Below are 18,900 nucleotides of genomic sequence, written 5' to 3'. Positions count from 1 at the left end.
TTATTCAGCTCCTTTTTCTTCTAATTTTTCTTCTGAAGGATTGGCTTCCACTTTAGTATCCGCGTTTGGGGCGGGTTTTTCTTTCAGTTCTGCTTTATTATCCGGTGACGTGTTCGTATTAGGAGTAGCTACGCTACTTTGTTCTTGTTTACGGGAGGAAAGTTGGCGTTCAATATCGGTTAAATTTTCGAGTTTGCGGGACATTGAATGAAGCTCATATTCTAAACGTGCTCGTGTTTCTTTCAAACGATCAATTTTGTTATCACTGTCAAACTGGAAGCGCTGGAATTTGGCTCTTTCTTCAGCAAGATTAATTTTCAGATATTGCTGCTCACGCCACAGTTGAAGTAATGGCCGTAAACCGATAGGAAATTGTGCACTATACTGATTAAAGTTTTCCACCGTTTTCCGGCGTTCAGCTAATACAGAAGTCGCCCTGCCAATTAAAATACTTTGCTTAAGCACTTGCTGCCAATCAGTCGGCGTCTCTGGAGCAAACCGTTTCGCCGTCTCACGAGCTTCTGACGAAGTCAACCGATCCGTACAATCGATAAATCTCAACCAATAAAGTCCGTTTTCCATCGCCGCAGGCTTTGTGATATCCCAGATTACATCACAATCCTTAAGACGATAATCGGTAACATTTTGTTCTGGCAGGATAGACTGCGCCAGGGTTGTCAAATTGTCTGAACCACTCGTTTTAACGCATCCTGCCAGCAAATAGGGAACGCACAATAGCAATATCGCCCGCAAGCGCAGGGCCGAAGCACGTGCCAAGATAGATGGCCTGACAACCATTTTTTTCATTGGGTTAGTCACAATATTTTGCTGTTCCGTCTCCGTCATAAAGCGGTAAGTAAACCTGTTATACATATTATTTAGTCATTCTCTGCGGTTAATGGCAGTTCAATTCGAAAACATACATCAGCAAATTCGGATTCTACCAGGCAAAGCGCCCCCTGCATTTGTTTAATGCAATCTTGCGCGATACTCAAACCAAGACCGCTTCCTTTAACTGCGCCTTTTCGTTGCAGTTTTCCTTGGTAAAATGGCTCGAAGATCATACTTTTCTCTAACTCTGGGATAGGCGTTCCTGTATTGGCAATGTCAATTTGAAGGTTTTTCCCCACTTGCCGACTCGCAATCCAAATGTTACCGGATTCAGCGCCATAGTGCACTGCATTGGAATAGAGATTATCAATCACCCGTGTTAGTAAGCCAGGCTCTGCCCAACAATAATCCATATCCAGTTGAATTTCCGTATGAATATTTTTTGTCCGTGCCGGCAATTGGTGTGATAATACGACACTATTCACAATTTCTTTTAAAGAAACAATCTGATGTTCGGCAGCGCCATCCGCTAATTTGCGGTTATATTCCAGTAATTGCTCAATAAGCTGCTGTAAATGCCTGCTACTGCTATCCAAGATACTGACAACTTCCCTTTGATCTGCTGTCAGAGGCCCAGCAATTTCATCAGCCAATAGCTCCGTTCCTTCACGCATACTTGCCAGAGGGGTTTTCAGTTCGTGGGAAATATGGCGTAAAAACTCATGACGCTGAGACTCTAGCCAGGATAAACGCTCACTCAGCCAAATAATGCGTTGGGCCAATGATCGCAATTCCCGTGGTCCTTTAAAGGAATCAATCTGATTTTCCAATGATTGCCCTTCTCCAAGCCGATTGATCATCCGTTCAATGCCTTTTACTGGCCCAATGATCATACGCGTAAACAAGGTTATCAAGAAAGCACTTAACAAGAATAAAATAAGGCTCTGCCAACCGAAAAATTGCCCTTTGTCGGCGATATCTTTTTGCAGTTGTTCACCACGGCTAAAAATAATATTACGGGTTTCCTGTACCAAAAGATTATTAGCCCTGGAAAATTCTTCAAGTAATTTAGAAGACGTTGCTTCTGGCGCCCCATTACTACAGGCAATGTTGCTCAAGCCCGACAATAATTCATTGAATTTCTTTGTATACTCTGCATTAGCTAGCATCGCCATCTGATTACCAAGCATATTCATGTATTGCCGATATTGGCGTTGATAAAGCTTTTCTAACCGACTATCACCTAATACACAGTATTGGCGGTAACTACGCTCCATCTCAAGGGCGACGCTAACCATTGCTTCGCTACGGCGAGCGTCCACCAGCGTTGAACGATTAATCTCAGCAGCCTGGGTACTAAGCTGATCAAGACTTTGATAAGCCTGATAAGCCAAAACCAAGAGCGGTAATAACACTAACCAGAAAGCCATGACAACCAACTGGCGCAATGAGCGTGGAAATAAACGCCATTTTTTCAAAGAAATCATCTCATAACCTGTAATGACATTGATGCTACAGTGACTTTTCTCTTATTGAAAATGGTCAGAATAATAGTTGAAAACGACGGATAATTGAAACAATGAGTCATTGAAAGTGATGCGGATGCATACATAAACAGGGTGGGCTGTAATAATGATGGCGGGACGGTAACTTTTTTTACCATCCCGCCAGTGAAGTTCCTACATGTAAACATGTAGGCGGTGCCTCACTCCACGTGTCGTCCTGTGTTTGATAAGGCCTGAAGGCGAGTATCATTAAGTTGGACGGTAGGCACCTTACTTTGGCGTCATTCCGGGCTTTATGTGGCATGTTTCCACCCAATTGCGGGCCGACATAAAAAAGTTGAATGAGCAACTGCTCTGTATTATGCACATTACATGCCAACTTACAAAATTATTTTTAAATAACTGATATAATTGAAAATAAACAAAAACATAGATTTATTGCATTTTCTTATCGGTATTTATTCATATTTGATAGGTATAAGTGTCGCCTATTTATGACACCTCACCATCAAAAAATATTTTTCAAATAATATCAACAAATTAAATGTCTCATTTTTGAGACACTAAAAAGCACTCTTGTCGCGAGATAGAGACACTGCCAAGAAAATGATTAATAACGTAAAAAATAAAGGCCCTGATGTATTTTCAGAGCCTTTGCTATTAACCTAGCTGTTTGCGTGCATTACGGAAAATTCGCATCCACGGGCTATCTTCTCCCCACTCCTTAGGATGCCAGGAGTTGCTAACTGTGCGGTATACCCTCTCAGGATGAGGCATCATCACGGTGATTCTGCCGTCAAGGTTGGTCACAGAAGTAATGCCGTTCACAGAACCATTCGGGTTTGCCGGATAGTTTTCTGTCACTGAACCGTAGTTATCCACAAAACGCAATGCGACTTGCTGATGCTTTTCAAGTTCCATTAAACTCAGGTCGTTTCTGAACTCCACCTGCCCTTCACCATGAGCCACTGCGATTGGCAAGCGAGAACCGGCCATATCTTTCAGGAACAATGAAGGGCTGTTTGCCACTTCCACTAAGCTAAAGCGGGCTTCATAGCGTTCTGAACGGTTACGGACAAAGCGCGGCCAGTGTTCCGTGCCAGGGATCAATTCATGCAAATTGGACATCATCTGACACCCGTTACATACACCAAGTGCTAAGGTATCCGGCCTTGCGAAGAAACTCGCAAAATCATCACGTACCCGTGGATTAAACAGAATGGATTTCGCCCAGCCTTCACCTGCACCAAGCACATCCCCATATGAGAAGCCACCACAGGCAACCAATGTTTGGAATTGATCTAATGTGATCCGCCCCGCCAATAAGTCACTCATATGAACATCCACCGCCTCAAAGCCCGCTCGGTGGAATGCCGCCGCCATCTCAACATGGGAATTAACGCCCTGTTCACGCAATACAGCAACGCGCGGACGCACTTGTTTTGCAATATAACAAGCAGCAACGTCTTCCACAGGGTTGAAGGTTAATTCCACATTCAAGCCCGGATCATCCACATCCTGTTTTGCCTGATGTTCTTGATCTGCGCACTCTGGGTTATCACGCAGACGCTGCATTTGCCACGTTGTTTCTGCCCACCATAAGCGCAATGTGCTGCGCTTCTGACGATAAACTTCCATATTGCCACTGGAAATCACAAAATCATCGCCCGCCTGGGCTTTACCTAAATAGTGCACACATTCATTTAATCCATAATCTGCCAACAGGTTTTCAATTTGCACCCTGTCAGTCTCACGAATTTGGATCACCGCACCCAGTTCTTCATTAAATAATGCGGCCAAGATATCTTCATCAAATGCACTGATATCGGTATGCAAGCCGCAATGACCAGCAAAAGCCATTTCCGCTAATGTCACTAATAGCCCACCATCCGAACGATCATGGTAAGCCAGTAATTTTTGTTCTGAAATCAAATGCTGGATCGCATTAAAGAAGCCCGCTAATTGCTCGACGTTGCGAACATCTGCGGTTTTATCCCCCAGTTGGCGATAAACCTGCGCCAATGCTGTTCCACCCAGCGCATTTTGTCCTTTACCCAGATCGATCAGCAACAACGCATTGTCATCTTCAGTAGATAACTCTGGCGTCACGGTACGGCGCACATCTTCTACTCGTCCGAAGGCACTGATAACCAATGAAAGTGGTGAAGTCATTTCACGCTCTTCCCCATTTTGACGCCAGCGGGTTTTCATTGACATCGAATCCTTGCCAACGGGAATGGTCAATCCTAAAGCGGGACACAACTCCTCACCCACCGCTTTGACGGCAGCATATAAACCCGCATCTTCACCAGCATGGCCTGATGCCGACATCCAGTTAGCTGATAACTTCACGCGTTTCAGATCCTGGACATAGGTGGAAGCAATATTGGTCAGAGCTTCACCCACCGCCATACGCGCCGATGCCGCAAAGTCCAACAATGCAATCGGCGCTCGCTCGCCTATTGACATGGCTTCGCCATAATAGCTGTCCAAACTGGCGGTAGTAACAGCACAATCTGCGACTGGAATTTGCCAAGGGCCAACCATTTGGTCACGGGCAACCATACCGGTGATGGAGCGATCCCCAATCGTAATCAGGAATGTTTTTTCCGCTACAGCGGGCAAATGCAAGACGCGTTTTACCGCCTCTGCGAGATCAATACCCTTGCGATCCAAACCTTGCCCTTGCGCTTGCAAGACCTGCACATTTTTCACCATCTTTGGTGTCTTACCGAGCAAGACATCCAGCGGCATATCGATTGGCTGATTATTAAAATGGTTGTCATTCAACAGTAAATGTCGCTCTTCCGTGGCTTCCCCAATCACAGCGTAAGGCGCACGTTCACGACGGCATATTTCTTCAAACAGGGCTAACTGCTCTGGTGCTACCGCTAAAACATAACGCTCCTGGGATTCATTGCACCATAACTGCAATGGACTCATGCCGGGTTCATCGTTAAGAATATTGCGTAATTCAAAACGCCCGCCTCGACCACCATCACTGACCAATTCAGGCATGGCATTTGACAAACCACCAGCCCCAACGTCATGGATAAATAAAATCGGATTCTTATCCCCCAATTGCCAGCAACTGTCGATAACTTCCTGGCAACGACGCTCCATTTCGGCATTGTCACGCTGCACAGAGGCAAAATCCAAATCAGCATCAGACTGACCTGATGTCATTGAAGATGCCGCACCGCCCCCTAAGCCGATATTCATGCTTGGCCCACCCAACACAATCAATTTTGCGCCGACCGAAATCTCCCCTTTCTGGATATGCTCTTCACGGATATTGCCGATCCCGCCTGCCAACATGATGGGCTTATGATAACCACGCAATTCTGTACCATTATGGGAACAGACTTTTTCTTCATAGGTTCTGAAATACCCAGCCAATGCCGGCCGCCCAAATTCATTATTAAACGCTGCACCGCCTAATGGACCTTCCAGCATGATATCTAATGCACTGACAATCCGATCAGGTTTACCAAAATCCGCTTCCCACGGTTGTTCAAACCCAGGAATTCTCAAGTTTGAAACTGAGAAACCGACCAGCCCAGCCTTCGGTTTAGCTCCTCGTCCGGTTGCACCTTCATCACGAATTTCACCACCTGAGCCCGTTGCTGCACCAGGCCAAGGCGAAATCGCGGTTGGATGGTTATGGGTTTCCACTTTCATTAAGATATGGGCTGACTCTTGATGGTAGTCATAAGTACCGGTGGAGTCAGGGAAAAAGCGGCCAACATTAGAGCCTTCCATAACCGCTGCGTTATCTTTATAAGCAGAAAGCACGTAATCCGGCGTTTGTTCAAACGTGTTTTTGATCATTTTGAACAAAGACTTGGGTTGAGCCTGACCATTAATAACCCAATCTGCATTGAAAATTTTGTGGCGACAATGCTCAGAATTTGCCTGAGCAAACATATACAGCTCAACATCTGTTGGATTGCGCCCCAACGCCTGAAAAGCGCTCATCAGATAATCAATCTCATCGGTAGCCAGAGCCAGCCCTAATTCAATATTTGCCGACTCCAATGCTGCCCGCCCCAATTGCAAGATATCAATCTGTTTTAACGGTGCAGGTTGTTGGTGAGAAAACAGGACTTCAGCTTGTTCAAACTGAGTGAACACACTTTCCATCATGCGATCATGCAATAATGCCGACAATGTTTGCCACTGCCCGTCATCCATGCCAATACCCTGAATATAATAGGCAATTCCCCTTTCTAAACGGACAATCTGCTTCAGTCCACAATTGTGGGCAATGTCTGTCGCTTTCGATGACCAAGGGGATATCGTGCCAGGACGCGGAGTGACTAATATAAGTTGCCCTTTAGGCTCCAATTCAGCCAAAGAAGGACCATATTTTAATAGCTTATTTAATTTCTCTCGCTCATCTTCTGTGATTGGAGTATTAACTTCGGCAAAATGCACGTATTCTGCATAAATGTCGGTAACAGGGAGATGTTGATCTTGACACTGGGAAAGGAGCTTAGTGATACGAAATGCCGATAAAGCGGGTGAGCCACGCAGAATTTCCATAATAATAGGTTCTCTCATCTTAGACGCAAAGCCTGACTGATGTCTCAGGGGAAACTGCAAGCATTATAGAGGAATGTTTCCTCTGACGAAACCGTTTGCGTGGTGATTTATCCACCCAACAATACACTCAATAAAATGCCAAAATGGGTTTAATAGGGTTGCACATCTCCCTTTTGTTACGCAAAATTCTCAATTACTGGAAATTTAACCATGCTATTATCTTGTACTTCATACGGTTTCAAATCGTTCTGAAAAGAGATAACTATTTGAATAACATAAAGATAAATTACTTTGTAATAGTAATTATCACGCTCCTTTCTGCTGCTATCATCGGCCTTAATATCAATTGGCCGAATAAACAGCAGGAGCAGATAAACAAAATTCTGGCACGAGGAGAGCTGCGGGTTAGCACTATTAGCTCTCCTCTGCTCTCTCTTAACAGTAAAAATGAACCGACAGGATTCGACTATGAGTTAGTCAAGCGGTTTGCCGATTATCTGGGGGTTAAACTTGTGATTAAGTTTCGTCCCAACATTAAGCAACTGTTTGACGACTTGGAAAACGATAAAGCCGATTTCCTGGCTGCCGGGCTTATCTACAATAAAGATAGGCTGGATCAAACACGCACCGGCCCTGCCTACGCTTCTGTCATACAACAACTGGTTTATCGCAAGGGGGAGGCACGGCCACGTTCGTTTGGCGACCTAAAAGGTAAACTCATCGTCACGGCAGGCTCTGCCCATGTAAGCGAGCTGAAAAAGTGGAAAGAAAAGTCTTATCCTGAATTAAGTTGGGAAGAAACACCGCGCGAAAATACGCAACAATTGCTCGAACAACTGTCCGAGGGAAAAATCGACTACACCATCAGTGACTCCCTTAGTTTAGCTTTGCAGCAGCGTATTCATCCCAATCTGGCAGTTGCTTTTGATGTCAGTGAAGAAAGTCCTTTAACCTGGTATTTAAAACGCAATGGCGATTATAGCCTCTACTCCGCTATGCTCGATTTCTTCAGTATGTTGACTGAAAACGGCATTATGTCGCGGCTACAAGAAAAATATTTCAGTCATGTCGGTTCATTCGATTATTTCGACACTATTTCATTTATTCGTGCCATCGATAAGCTCTTACCAACCTATCAGCCAATTTTTCAACAATACGCGGGATCGCTTGATTGGCAATTGGTGGCTGCCATTGCATGGCAAGAATCACATTGGGATCCACAAGCCACTTCACCGACTGGTGTTCGTGGATTAATGATGCTCACCCGCCCAACAGCAGAATGGGCTGGAATTCATGATCGGCTGGATCCAGAAGAGAGTGTAAAAGGAGGAATGGCTTATCTGAACTACCTGATGGAACGTTTGCCAAAAACCATTCCTGAAGATGAGCGCATTTGGTTTGCCCTTGCCGCTTACAACATGGGGTATGGGCACCTTCTTGATGCCCGTAAGTTAACCGCTGCGCAAAAAAGTAATCCAGACAGTTGGCTGGATGTTAAAACGCGTCTTCCCTTGCTCAGCAAGAAAAAATATTACGCCAATACAACATATGGTTATGCCCGTGGCTATGAAGCTTATCGCTACGTTGAAAATATTCGGCGCTACTATTTGAGCCTGGAGGGATACATGAGGGCAAAAGCCAACCGCGAGAAAGCAAAGAGCAATGAAGCACCAACGGATACTACCATCGTCAGTGTGCTCCAAACTGAAAATGATAAAACTGGTACAACTAACATGGAAGGTAATAATACAGAAGACAATAACAAAATTAGAAGCCAGGTTGGCGAATAAGAGGCGTTTTACAACCATCCCAGACCACACGATAGCTTGACAGATAAAACGCCTGATGAAACATAAGTTACATCCATTAACAGAGCTTAGTGATTAACACTGCTATCGGTATCATTCCCCATACGAGTATCAGCAAGGATTTCTGTAATGTACCAATGATCTTTGCTCTGATCCTGTCTCAAAAAATATTGATGCCCATCAATAGAAAATGGAACCAGATATTGATAACTCCTATCCCATAAATCTTGATGTTCATTTATTCTATCAGGTATTCCCCCACTATATAGATAGCTAACAAACCAATAATTATCGTAGAATCTTTGCCCTGTGTAAAAATAATTCCCGTCAATAGCATATGGAAACTGTGGATAGTAATAATATTCCCAAGTATTTTGGTTAACTAAGTTACCTATCTTTCCGTCTTCATTTAATTCATAAGTAAACATAGCACGATTAGCGCTCGTATGGATATATATGTATTCTTTTCCTTCCATTGAGAAGAAGAAAGTAGCCCCATAAAAATTATCCCAATCACTTTGTTCTACTATTGTTCCCATTTTTCCATTTGGCAATATTTCCCATATAATATAGGGGAATTTACCTTGATCATTTTTATCTTTACTATGGAGATAAATAAACTGACTTTTACTCGTTTTATAGGCAAAACCTACATCATAGTCACTATCCCAATAACCGGAGTCTATAATTTCTTTATGTCCTTTTTCATCTAATTTTGCAATTATCCAATAGGATTTATACGTATTGTTTGACTTATTAATAAAATTTTTGGCTAACCCAAAAATATATTGTTCTTCACCAAGCACAAAAGGAAACATTAAATCATAAAAATTTACCCACTTCTGCCCAGTAGAAGTTTGATTTCCTTGTTGTCCACTTGCGAGCAGCTGGTGTACCGTCACCAGATGATCACATTGACGCTGCCGCAAAAGATACTGTTGATAATTAATGGAATAAATAAAAATAGTTCTAATGTATACTCCATTAGCAGGAGGCGAAGCTTCACAATCCAGATTAGACTGAAAATGGATTTGTTCGGTTGCGTAGGCTGCTTTGCTGATATCCAAGAAACCCGTGAGTGTTACCATTTCAGCATCTTTATTGGTATTATAAAGTTCAAAACTCACATTTCCTGTTTCGTCAGTCTCTATAGAAGTGGTCTGAACTACATGGTTTTTCTCAAAAGAAGCAGAACCTGTAACATTTAAATCCAGATTACGCTTAGTAAGATTTACCCCTGAACCGGTTCCGGTAAGTTTCGCCGTAACTTTATTACTTTGCACACCGTCAGCCATTGCATAATCATTAATAACATTAAAGTTAAGTGTATAATATGCCGTAGCTTTAAGATGGTAGGGTTGGACACCAATCTGTTTACCATGATCTTGAAGAGAGACGGTTAAGTGACCATCACCTCCTATTTCAGAACCGACAATTGAAACAGAAACTTCTCCGCCACTATCTGTAAAACAAGAAAGTGTATTGTCGCCTGTCTCCTGACCATTAATGATAAAGCTACCTAATGAGCATTCAAGAATTAGGCCTAATTCAGCCAAATCAATATATTCTTCATGGACTACAATCTGAATATCAGTAGCAGACCTATCTTGATAGAGTCGATAAGATTGAAAGAATTTCACTGAAATATTCATAATATTCTTATTTAAAGTGTAAGAAGGTCGGTAAAAACAATAGTATTCCTAATTTGATCCATAGAAATACCACTAACATTAATAGTAAAATTTGAGCGAACCGCTTTTGTGGATGTTAATTTATAAACTAATATTTTGTTAGAATCAGGTTTATCTATTTGTGAAGTATTATTCGCGCCATTAATTTTAATATCAGGGCTATCAAAATTCACTGTAATCCCCGTAATATCCTCTGAGAGGAGTCTAATAAGAAGTAAACATTGACAATTACCATCTGCGACACCATAAGAACTATAGGTATAAGAAAGTTCTCCCGCTGAAGATGAAATCCAATTGCCAAAATCCAAAGGAACTTTACAGGCAATCACTGGATCTTCATAGTTAAGAATTAATACGCTATTTTTAGTAATATCATCACTATAGATATGAAGATATGCCACACCATTTTCATCGATTTTGTCTACCACTGTATCATAAGTATCATCAGTAAATTTGGCATTTGTCAGTCGAGCATTTATTGGATTGTTATCTGAACCCGTATATATTACTGCGGTTAAAAAAGGCTTTATATGTGGATAGTCACTTAGAGTACTACCTACATTTTTAGTTGTTTGCACTTTAATATTGACAGTATCTAAATCATTTAAAATGGAAACTTGTGTAGGATATTGATTTATCTTCTTATTAAGAACAGTAAAGGATGCAACAATATATTTTACTTCTAAAAAATTAACTTCATTTGTTTTAATTGTATGATCCTTATGACCATCATTTATTGCATTCGAGTCTAAATCAATATTGTCAGAATGGATGGTTATTAACTCTGTACTATCTTCTCTTAAAAATTTGGCTTCTATAATTATAGTATCACCAGGTACAAGACCTTTAAATTTAGCCTGAAGCCTAACACCTTCTTTAAGATTTATTGTGTGTAAACTTAATATAGAACTTTTAGCATCAAGAAAAATGACCACATTGTCGGCATTACTCATGTTAGGATCCCCTATAATAGTGATATTTGATGTTGGCGAATCAAGATGATTATAATTTAAATCTGTTACTGTATATTTTGCTTCACACAGGCCTGATATATCCATTTCATTAACTCGAAATAATAAGAAATAGAAATCATCTTTTAGTTTATCTGATGTAACATGATAAGGAACGCTTTTTACCTTAGTGGTTATATTATCTTTTACATAAATCTCACCCTCTATTTTATCTAATAATTCCACACCTTCATATTTATTCACCTGCATCATTACATACTTAATTTTCATTGCAATAACGTCAGGCATATTAATTACAGCACTTAAATTTCCTTGAGGAAAAGTAGGTGGCAATAAAATATTTTTGCTTTTGTTATTCATAAAAAACCTTTTTTGAAAAAAATTTAAAAAATCAACCTATAAAATTATAAACTTTATGATTGGTTTATTCATTACAATTAAATTCATTTGGTTATTTTAAGGAGAATTATTTTTATTATAAAAATATAAATATAATAACACTGAGTGATATCATTATTTATATAAACAAATGGGATAATATCATAATTAAATTGTGTATTATTATCATAATTTTTATTGGTTATTTTTTTCAGTGAAACAATCGACTTATTCGAACTTAATATGGCAACGAAAATCACATACTGAACTATGATTAAACTCGCATTAGGTTGAGTGCAAATTTCCATTTTATTGTTGTTATTTGACATGTTATCACCTCATGCTTTAATTAAAAAAACTGCCACATAAATTATTTTTTAAATACAAACCCTCTCAGATCAATGAAATAATAATTTACTGTTATTATCACTATAAAATTGATCTTCTGATGTCGCTTTAGAATAAACAGAGTGAAACTCAAAAACTAATGATAAAAGATTATCAACTGATAACTTTTTATTATCACTGATTTCGTATAATAAGTGAAATACGATTATCATGAAAGCAAACGACCACACATGAAATTAGTTTTCTTCGTGTCTAGAAAGCCTCTGAATCATTCCCTTGATCGAAAACGCCATTTCAATTGAGTTCCAAGATACTCTGCTGATGATGTGATAACTATTTTGAATGATGCTAATTTGAGTTTTCTTGACTAGATTTATATACGGAAATAAGTGAAGTTGTTTAAGAAATCAAAAATTAAGTAAAAATAACGGCTGATATGAACTTTTTGAGGCTCTCATATATGTCATCATATACTAGAAAAATCATTGTCTTTTTTATTTTCTTCTACATATTATTTATGCCTTCTACAGTCAGTAACGCTTTAGCAGAAGCTAATGTCAAGACAGATGATAAACTGTATACTCATTTAAAAAAAAATGACACTTCAGATCTGAACGCCCCACATGTCATTATCAGCAATATCCAGAAAGCTAGTCATATTTTATCTTCTTCCCCTTCAGAACTCGCGAAGCAAGCAAAATCCTATGCATTAGGTAAATTTAATAGCACCCTATCTTCAGAAACTCAAAAATGGTTATCGCAGTTTGGTACTGCCAGAATTAACCTTGGGCTAGATAGGAAATGGACACTGAAAGATAACTCACTCGATATACTATTACCCCTTTACGATAACAAAGCAGATTGGTTGTTCTTTTCCCAATTGGGTTATCGTAACAAAGATAGCCGAAATACCATGAATCTGGGTTTAGGTGGTCGCTATTTTTATCAGAACTGGATGTATGGCTTAAATACTTTCTATGATCATGACTTTACTGGAAAAAACCAACGTTTGGGACTAGGAGGAGAAATCTGGGGCGATTATATTAAACTTTCCGCTAATACCTATTATCGTTTAAGTGACTGGCAAAAATCACGAAACTTTCAGGATTATTATGAACGTTCCGCCAACGGTTATGACATTAATGGGGAATTTTTCTTGCCGGCTTACCCTAATCTGGGAATGAAACTAACCTATGAGCAATATTTTGGTGATAAGGTCACTTTATTCAATCGTGATACTAAACAGAAAAATCCAAGCCTGGCTAAGTTCGGCCTAACATATACCCCAATCCCACTAATTACCATGGGCGTTGACTATAAGCAGGGGGAAAGTGGCCATACTGAAACACAGTTTTTAGCAAACTTAAATTATAAATTCGGGGTTCCCTTTAGTATTCAATTGTCACCCGCTAATGTGGCTTCAATGCGGACATTAGCAAGTAGCCGTTATGATTTGGTGGAAAGAAATAATCATATTGTTTTAGATCATGCAAAAAGAGAACAAGAAATACTGATCGCGTTAGAGCCTATTGTCGGATATGGCCATCAAGAGATACCCGTTAACTTACCCGTCCCCTCTAATATTGATATAAAAAAAATTCGCTGGATTGTTGCAGATAAAGCATTTCTACATAACAAGGGGAAACTTTCTTCTGACTCAGGTAAGAATATTGTTATTACTCTCCCCAGCTATCAGGAAACACATAAAAATGATTACCTGCTTGATATATTGTTAGAATATACAGTAGATGGTCAGGAAAAAACAAAACCGATTCAGATCCCCATGAAAGTTTTGCCTTTTATGATAGAGGGAAAAGTCAATATCATTCCACCTAAATCACCGGTAGCAACCGGCGAAAAAGAAAATGGATATACGTTTGATACCCCTATTATTACTTATGCAGGTTCCCCATCTGGAAAATTTGTTAAAAATGCCAGAATCGATAAAGTTGTCTGGACAACCGAGCCGGCTTTAGGCGCTGGTTCTGGCTTAAAATTTATATGGAATAATCAGCCTGCCCGAACGAATGAAAAGGGTGAATTAACCGATGAAAAAGGGAAACTAGTCCATAACATTTTATTGAGTGAAAAACCCCATGAAAAAGTCGATATTTATATACAGCTAGATGGTGCCCCACAGCAAAAAATAGGTTCAGTGACGTTTAACAAAAAACAACCTCACTACAAAATTAAGGATGGCCTGACCGTGAAGCCCAAAGGCCCTCTGACAGTTGGTGATGGAAAATTCTATACCTTTAAGGCCACTGTTATTGATAGTCAGAAGAACATTGATAGTCAGAAGTACAAGGTGATTAGTCAGCCTATCGATGGAGTGATATGGCAAGCAAAAGATGATAAAGGACAGGATGTTAAATTAACAACACAAAAAACAGAGACAAATGAACACGGAGAATTGATCGCAACACTGGATAGTTCAGTGCCATTAAATGGTGTGAAGGTTTCACTGGCTATTGAACACCATGCTGCCGTTACCAGCGATCCTCCAGTTTCAGTTTTGATTAAGCCTGAAAGTATTAATGTGATCTGTAAAGCTGATGGGGAACTCCCTGTATTGGTTACTGAAACCTACACCTGTACAGCAACAGTCACCGACGTGGGTGGCCAAGGTGTATCAGATAAGACAGTAAATTGGCAGGTTAAAGATAATATTAACCTTAAACTGATACCCTCTTCAGAGAAAACCAATAGTGATGGTAAAGTGACGGCAACATTAAGGAGTCCCATTGAGGCTTCAAATATTGTCGTGATAGCTTCTGTTGCAGGCCAATCCAGTCAAGGAGAATCAAAGGATAAAATTAATTTTAGTTGGCCGGAAATCACCATAGATAAACCCAAAAATCATGATGTCACTATTGGCGGGCAAGAAAAATATTTTCTCACCGCAAGGGTATGGCGTGAAAAAAATAAGACAACATATAAAGGGCAAGATATTAAGTTTAGGTGGTCTAAACCTCAAAACCAAGATGGTACGGAGGCGATAGGTGTAACCTTATCACCCTCAACAGATAGCTCACAATCCGTGACCCCCAATGATGGCAAACTGCAAGTGAATGTCGCTAGTAGTAAGGCACAGAAGGTGAAAGTTTGTATTGATATCGACGGTAGAAAACCAGCGGCACCAACATGTTCAGATATGATGAATTTTGTTGAACCTCCACCGGAATTCGATATTTCCTGGGTTAAAGTGACGAATTTTGATGAAAATAATCCATTACAAGGTAATGGCACAGATGAATATCACTACAAGGCATTGATCGTAAAAAAAGGGACGACAGATCCTCTCTCCGGTTATACGTTCGAAGGTATACAGTGGACACACGACCATGACAAAATCGAGGACGCTAAATTCCCTAAACCTGAAGCTTATTCACCGACAGGAGGAGATAAATTTACATCCGATGCCAGTGGATACATATACGCAAAATTGAAGAGTTTTGTTGGCGTAGATAATGTTAAAATTACATTAAAAATACCACACTTAAATAGCAACTCTACAAAGAATATTATCAGTAAAGATTCCAAAGAGAATGTAGATTTCGCACCAGTTGCTCAACCTGCAATATTGTATATTTATAACACCATTACCGATGAACATAAATACTTTGACAATATCGGAGGTAAACTTCATCCGAATCACATTGCGCCTATTTTTCGAGGAGAATTAAGGAAATCCACAAATTCTGGTCCCTTTGATAAAAATAAAAATGAAATCGTTTATGGTATAAAAGATGCTAATTCTCCAATTTATGGAGATGGAATGTTATTCTTTGGTGCTGACAACAGTGGCCCCATACAATTTATGGCGCTAGGTTCTGCCACCATAACCGTCATAATAACAAATAAACAAACGGGAGAGATTCAATTATATGAATATAAAATGTCTGCTACAAAACTTCTATCACCCTTTAATAACCTTGTGTATCAAAATATAAATGGCAATATTCAGTGTAATAGTAATCCAAGTTTTCCAGGTATTGCTTCCCATATTTTTTCAGATAAGCAAGTTTCTGATCACACCAATATTTATAGTTTATATAATGAATTTGGTAATTTATATAAATGGGGCATATTCGGTAATACATCAGGAATGGATAAAAATAAAGCCACTATTGTAGTACAAAACACCCGTGCTGGTAATCAAAGTAAATACAGAATTTATGATTTTAACAGCAATACTTTTGATAAATATTCAGAAGGAGTAGTTTTATGTTACATCGATAAAATAACATAAAACAAAATAAGACTTATAAAATATGACAAAATCTTACAATGAAAAAAAGTTATCACCTGATAACTTTTTTTCATTGGTTTTTTTCTGATTATTTATTTAGTTTAAACGACGATCTCAACCATTAAAAACAGCACAGTTGAGTTTATAATTTAATCTGTCTTAAGTTTATTAAAAACCATTAACGCATAAAATAGTTTCAACTGAAAATAGGTATTCTATCCGTTATTATAAATAACTAGCATTAATTAAAAAATGAGGTGATAAAATGGCAGCTTTAACGAATAAAATAACACTTTCACAAATCGATCCAAACGATTTAGTTATAGGCCAAAAGGTTAGTTTTACCGTAACATTAACGTCAGATCAGCCTATTACAAAGGGGAAAAAAGTAACAATAAAAAATAATCACAGTAAAAATATACAATTCGATGCAAATCCTGTTAATCTTGCTTACGCCAATCAAGACCAGACAGCAACTGCAAAGTTTACATTTCAAATCCTTCCCAATGCACAAGTTAATTCTGACATTACATTTGACGTAGATACCGATGCTGATGTTGGTGGCGTTAAATTTACATCGCCACCACCGGTTATGGCGGGCAAAGTTAAAGCCAAACCAGCTCCAAATAATAAAATGGATATTTCAAAAATCGATCCAAATGATTTAGTTATAGGCCAAAAGATTAGTTTTACCGTAACATTAACGTCAGATCAGCCTATTACAAAGGGGAAAAAAGTAACAATAAAAAATAATCACAGTAAAAATATACAATTCGATGCAAATTCTGTTAATCTTGCTTACGCCAATCAAGACCAGACAGCAACTGCAAAGTTTACGTTTCAAATCCTTCCCAATGCACAAGTTAATTCTGACATTACATTTGACGTAGATACCGATGCTGATGTTGGTGGCGTTAAATTTACATCGCCACCACCGGTTATGGCGGGCAAAGTTAAAGCCAAACCAGTTTCAAAAAAAACAATGGATATTTCAATTAACAAAAAAGCTGATTTAGTTATAGGTCAGTATGTTAGTTTTGTTGTCACATTAAGTTCGGACACACCTATTTATCAGTCAGCTTCGATAACTATTAAACAAAGCAGTATCAGTAACAATATACAATTCGATCCGATGCCTACTTTTCTTGTGTATGGCTCTAATAATACAATAGCCACTATGCAGTTAGGGTTTACAGTACTTTCGAGTGCACAAGATGGTTCAGAAATTAATTTTGAAATAGAGACTAATGCTACAACAACCGATCACGCTACGTTTCAATCTGTACAATTTAATGGGAAAGCTAATGAAATTGATACAAATTCATTATCGCTTTTTGTTGAAAAACCTATTTTGAAAACAATAATAAAGGGTGATCAACCACCATCAGAAACAGGTAACTTCACACCAATATATACAACATTGAAAAGCAAATCAGGAAAAACGTTGGCTTATACGCCTGTACTAATCACATCAATGATTTCACATAAAATGAAAGATTTTTATTTCAAAAAAGCTGATAATCAAACTGATATTATTCCTGAAAAAATAGGACCAAATGAAAGTATTATGTTGGCTTCAGATAGTAACGGATTAGTTAAATTTTATCTCTATCCTAAATTGGCAGAAATTGTCACACTTACACTCAAGACTATTATCCTTGATGGTGTGACTGATGCCCCTGCTAAACAAGAAATTTATGCTGTCAATTATACAAATCCAGGCTACATGAATTCTATAGGTCAACCAATTATCGCTGGATTTTCTATAGGGAATTTATATTCTACGGGAATGAAAGATTTTGCCACAATAGTAAATAGTTACGACCAAGCAGCCGTTGGTGATACCATATTATTTTTTGTTAATGGTAACTATACAGGCCATTCTGTAAGTATTATTAAATTAGCTGACCAGTTAAATACTCCTATACTCCTTCCCTATTCTATATTTAAAGAAAATGAGTCTTCTGAATTTTCTTATGCTGTAATTAAATCTGGTGGACACGCATTATATTCTGAAGTGTTAAAATTAAATTATATAGGTGGTGCTCCTTATGAACCTATTACAGGTGTTAAAAGAGAATTTGAACCTTGTATAGTTCATGCCAGCATTGGTGTTGGTCCAGATGACATATTACAACCCGGTTGGGGTAATTATATTAATTATGACGCCATAATGAAATACCCTGGATATAAATACAATGGATTATTTATTGAGATTATACGCTCTGATAATATTAGTTCCAATGCAGAGATAAATCCCGTCCCATTAGATATAACAGATATTACTCTGACAATGTATATAAATTCAGACAATAATAGTTTTCAGAAATCTTACACTAAACAAATACCCTTAGCTCAAATTGGTAGTGCTGGTAATCCAGACTCTATTTTTTTCCATATTCCTTATGATGATATCTCTGGTATAGAAGGTCATGGTTATATACATTTTGACTATCATTTCTATCAAGATCAATTATTAAAATATGGTGTAGAATGGACTTCAAATATTGAAACAACCGCAGGCCCTGGTGAAACAGGTAGTTAATTAACAAAAATAAACATGAGCGCTGA

At 38.9% G+C, this 18,900-nt stretch carries 8 protein-coding genes; 3 read left to right on the top strand and 5 right to left on the bottom strand.

The window, feature by feature from the left end; genetic code table 11:
• The 3 genes from qseG to purL all read right to left on the bottom strand — a co-directional run bounded on the left by qseG (nucleotide 1) and on the right by purL (nucleotide 6,881).
• Nucleotides 1-873, bottom strand: coding sequence for a two-component system QseEF-associated lipoprotein QseG (gene qseG / locus WDV74_RS04715; RefSeq protein ID WP_338884923.1), 873 nt, complete (start codon nucleotides 871-873; stop codon nucleotides 1-3).
• A gap of 5 nt (nucleotides 874-878) precedes the next feature.
• Nucleotides 879-2,318 (bottom strand): HAMP domain-containing sensor histidine kinase, encoded by a 1,440-nt coding sequence (locus tag WDV74_RS04710; RefSeq protein WP_273559426.1) that lies wholly within the window; start codon nucleotides 2,316-2,318, stop codon nucleotides 879-881.
• Between the two features lie 678 nt (nucleotides 2,319-2,996).
• A complete protein-coding gene (purL, locus tag WDV74_RS04705; protein WP_338884921.1) occupies nucleotides 2,997-6,881 on the bottom strand; it encodes a phosphoribosylformylglycinamidine synthase in 3,885 nt (1,294 codons plus the stop codon).
• A gap of 266 nt (nucleotides 6,882-7,147) precedes the next feature.
• Here purL and mltF point away from each other — a divergent pair, with 266 nt between their 5' ends.
• Nucleotides 7,148-8,671 carry a membrane-bound lytic murein transglycosylase MltF gene (gene mltF / locus WDV74_RS04700; RefSeq protein ID WP_338884920.1) on the top strand — a complete coding sequence of 508 codons (1,524 nt, stop codon included), beginning with the start codon at nucleotides 7,148-7,150 and terminating at the stop codon, nucleotides 8,669-8,671.
• Nucleotides 8,672-8,757: 86 nt separating this feature from the next.
• Here the strand turns inward: mltF and WDV74_RS04695 are convergent, their stop codons facing one another.
• Nucleotides 8,758-10,341: an Ig-like domain-containing protein gene (locus WDV74_RS04695; protein ID WP_338884918.1), complete on the bottom strand. Its 1,584-nt coding sequence runs from the start codon at nucleotides 10,339-10,341 to the stop codon at nucleotides 8,758-8,760.
• An 11-nt stretch (nucleotides 10,342-10,352) separates the two neighbouring features.
• Nucleotides 10,353-11,711 (bottom strand): hypothetical protein, encoded by a 1,359-nt coding sequence (locus tag WDV74_RS04690; protein WP_338884917.1) that lies wholly within the window; start codon nucleotides 11,709-11,711, stop codon nucleotides 10,353-10,355.
• 826 nt (nucleotides 11,712-12,537) lie between these two features.
• Here WDV74_RS04690 and WDV74_RS04685 point away from each other — a divergent pair.
• Both WDV74_RS04685 and WDV74_RS04680 read left to right on the top strand, forming a co-directional pair.
• Complete coding sequence (locus WDV74_RS04685) at nucleotides 12,538-16,329, top strand: inverse autotransporter beta domain-containing protein (RefSeq protein WP_338884916.1); 3,792 nt, start codon at nucleotides 12,538-12,540, stop codon at nucleotides 16,327-16,329.
• A gap of 265 nt (nucleotides 16,330-16,594) precedes the next feature.
• Entirely contained in the window at nucleotides 16,595-18,874 is a 2,280-nt protein-coding gene (locus WDV74_RS04680; RefSeq protein ID WP_338884915.1) for a hypothetical protein, read from the top strand.
• Nucleotides 18,875-18,900 lie beyond the last annotated feature (26 nt).

Source organism: Xenorhabdus sp. TH1, from assembly GCF_037260955.1.
In the GTDB taxonomy this organism is placed as follows: Bacteria; Pseudomonadota; Gammaproteobacteria; order Enterobacterales; family Enterobacteriaceae; genus Xenorhabdus; species Xenorhabdus griffiniae.
This window is presented reverse-complemented; position numbering and strand designations above follow the sequence as displayed.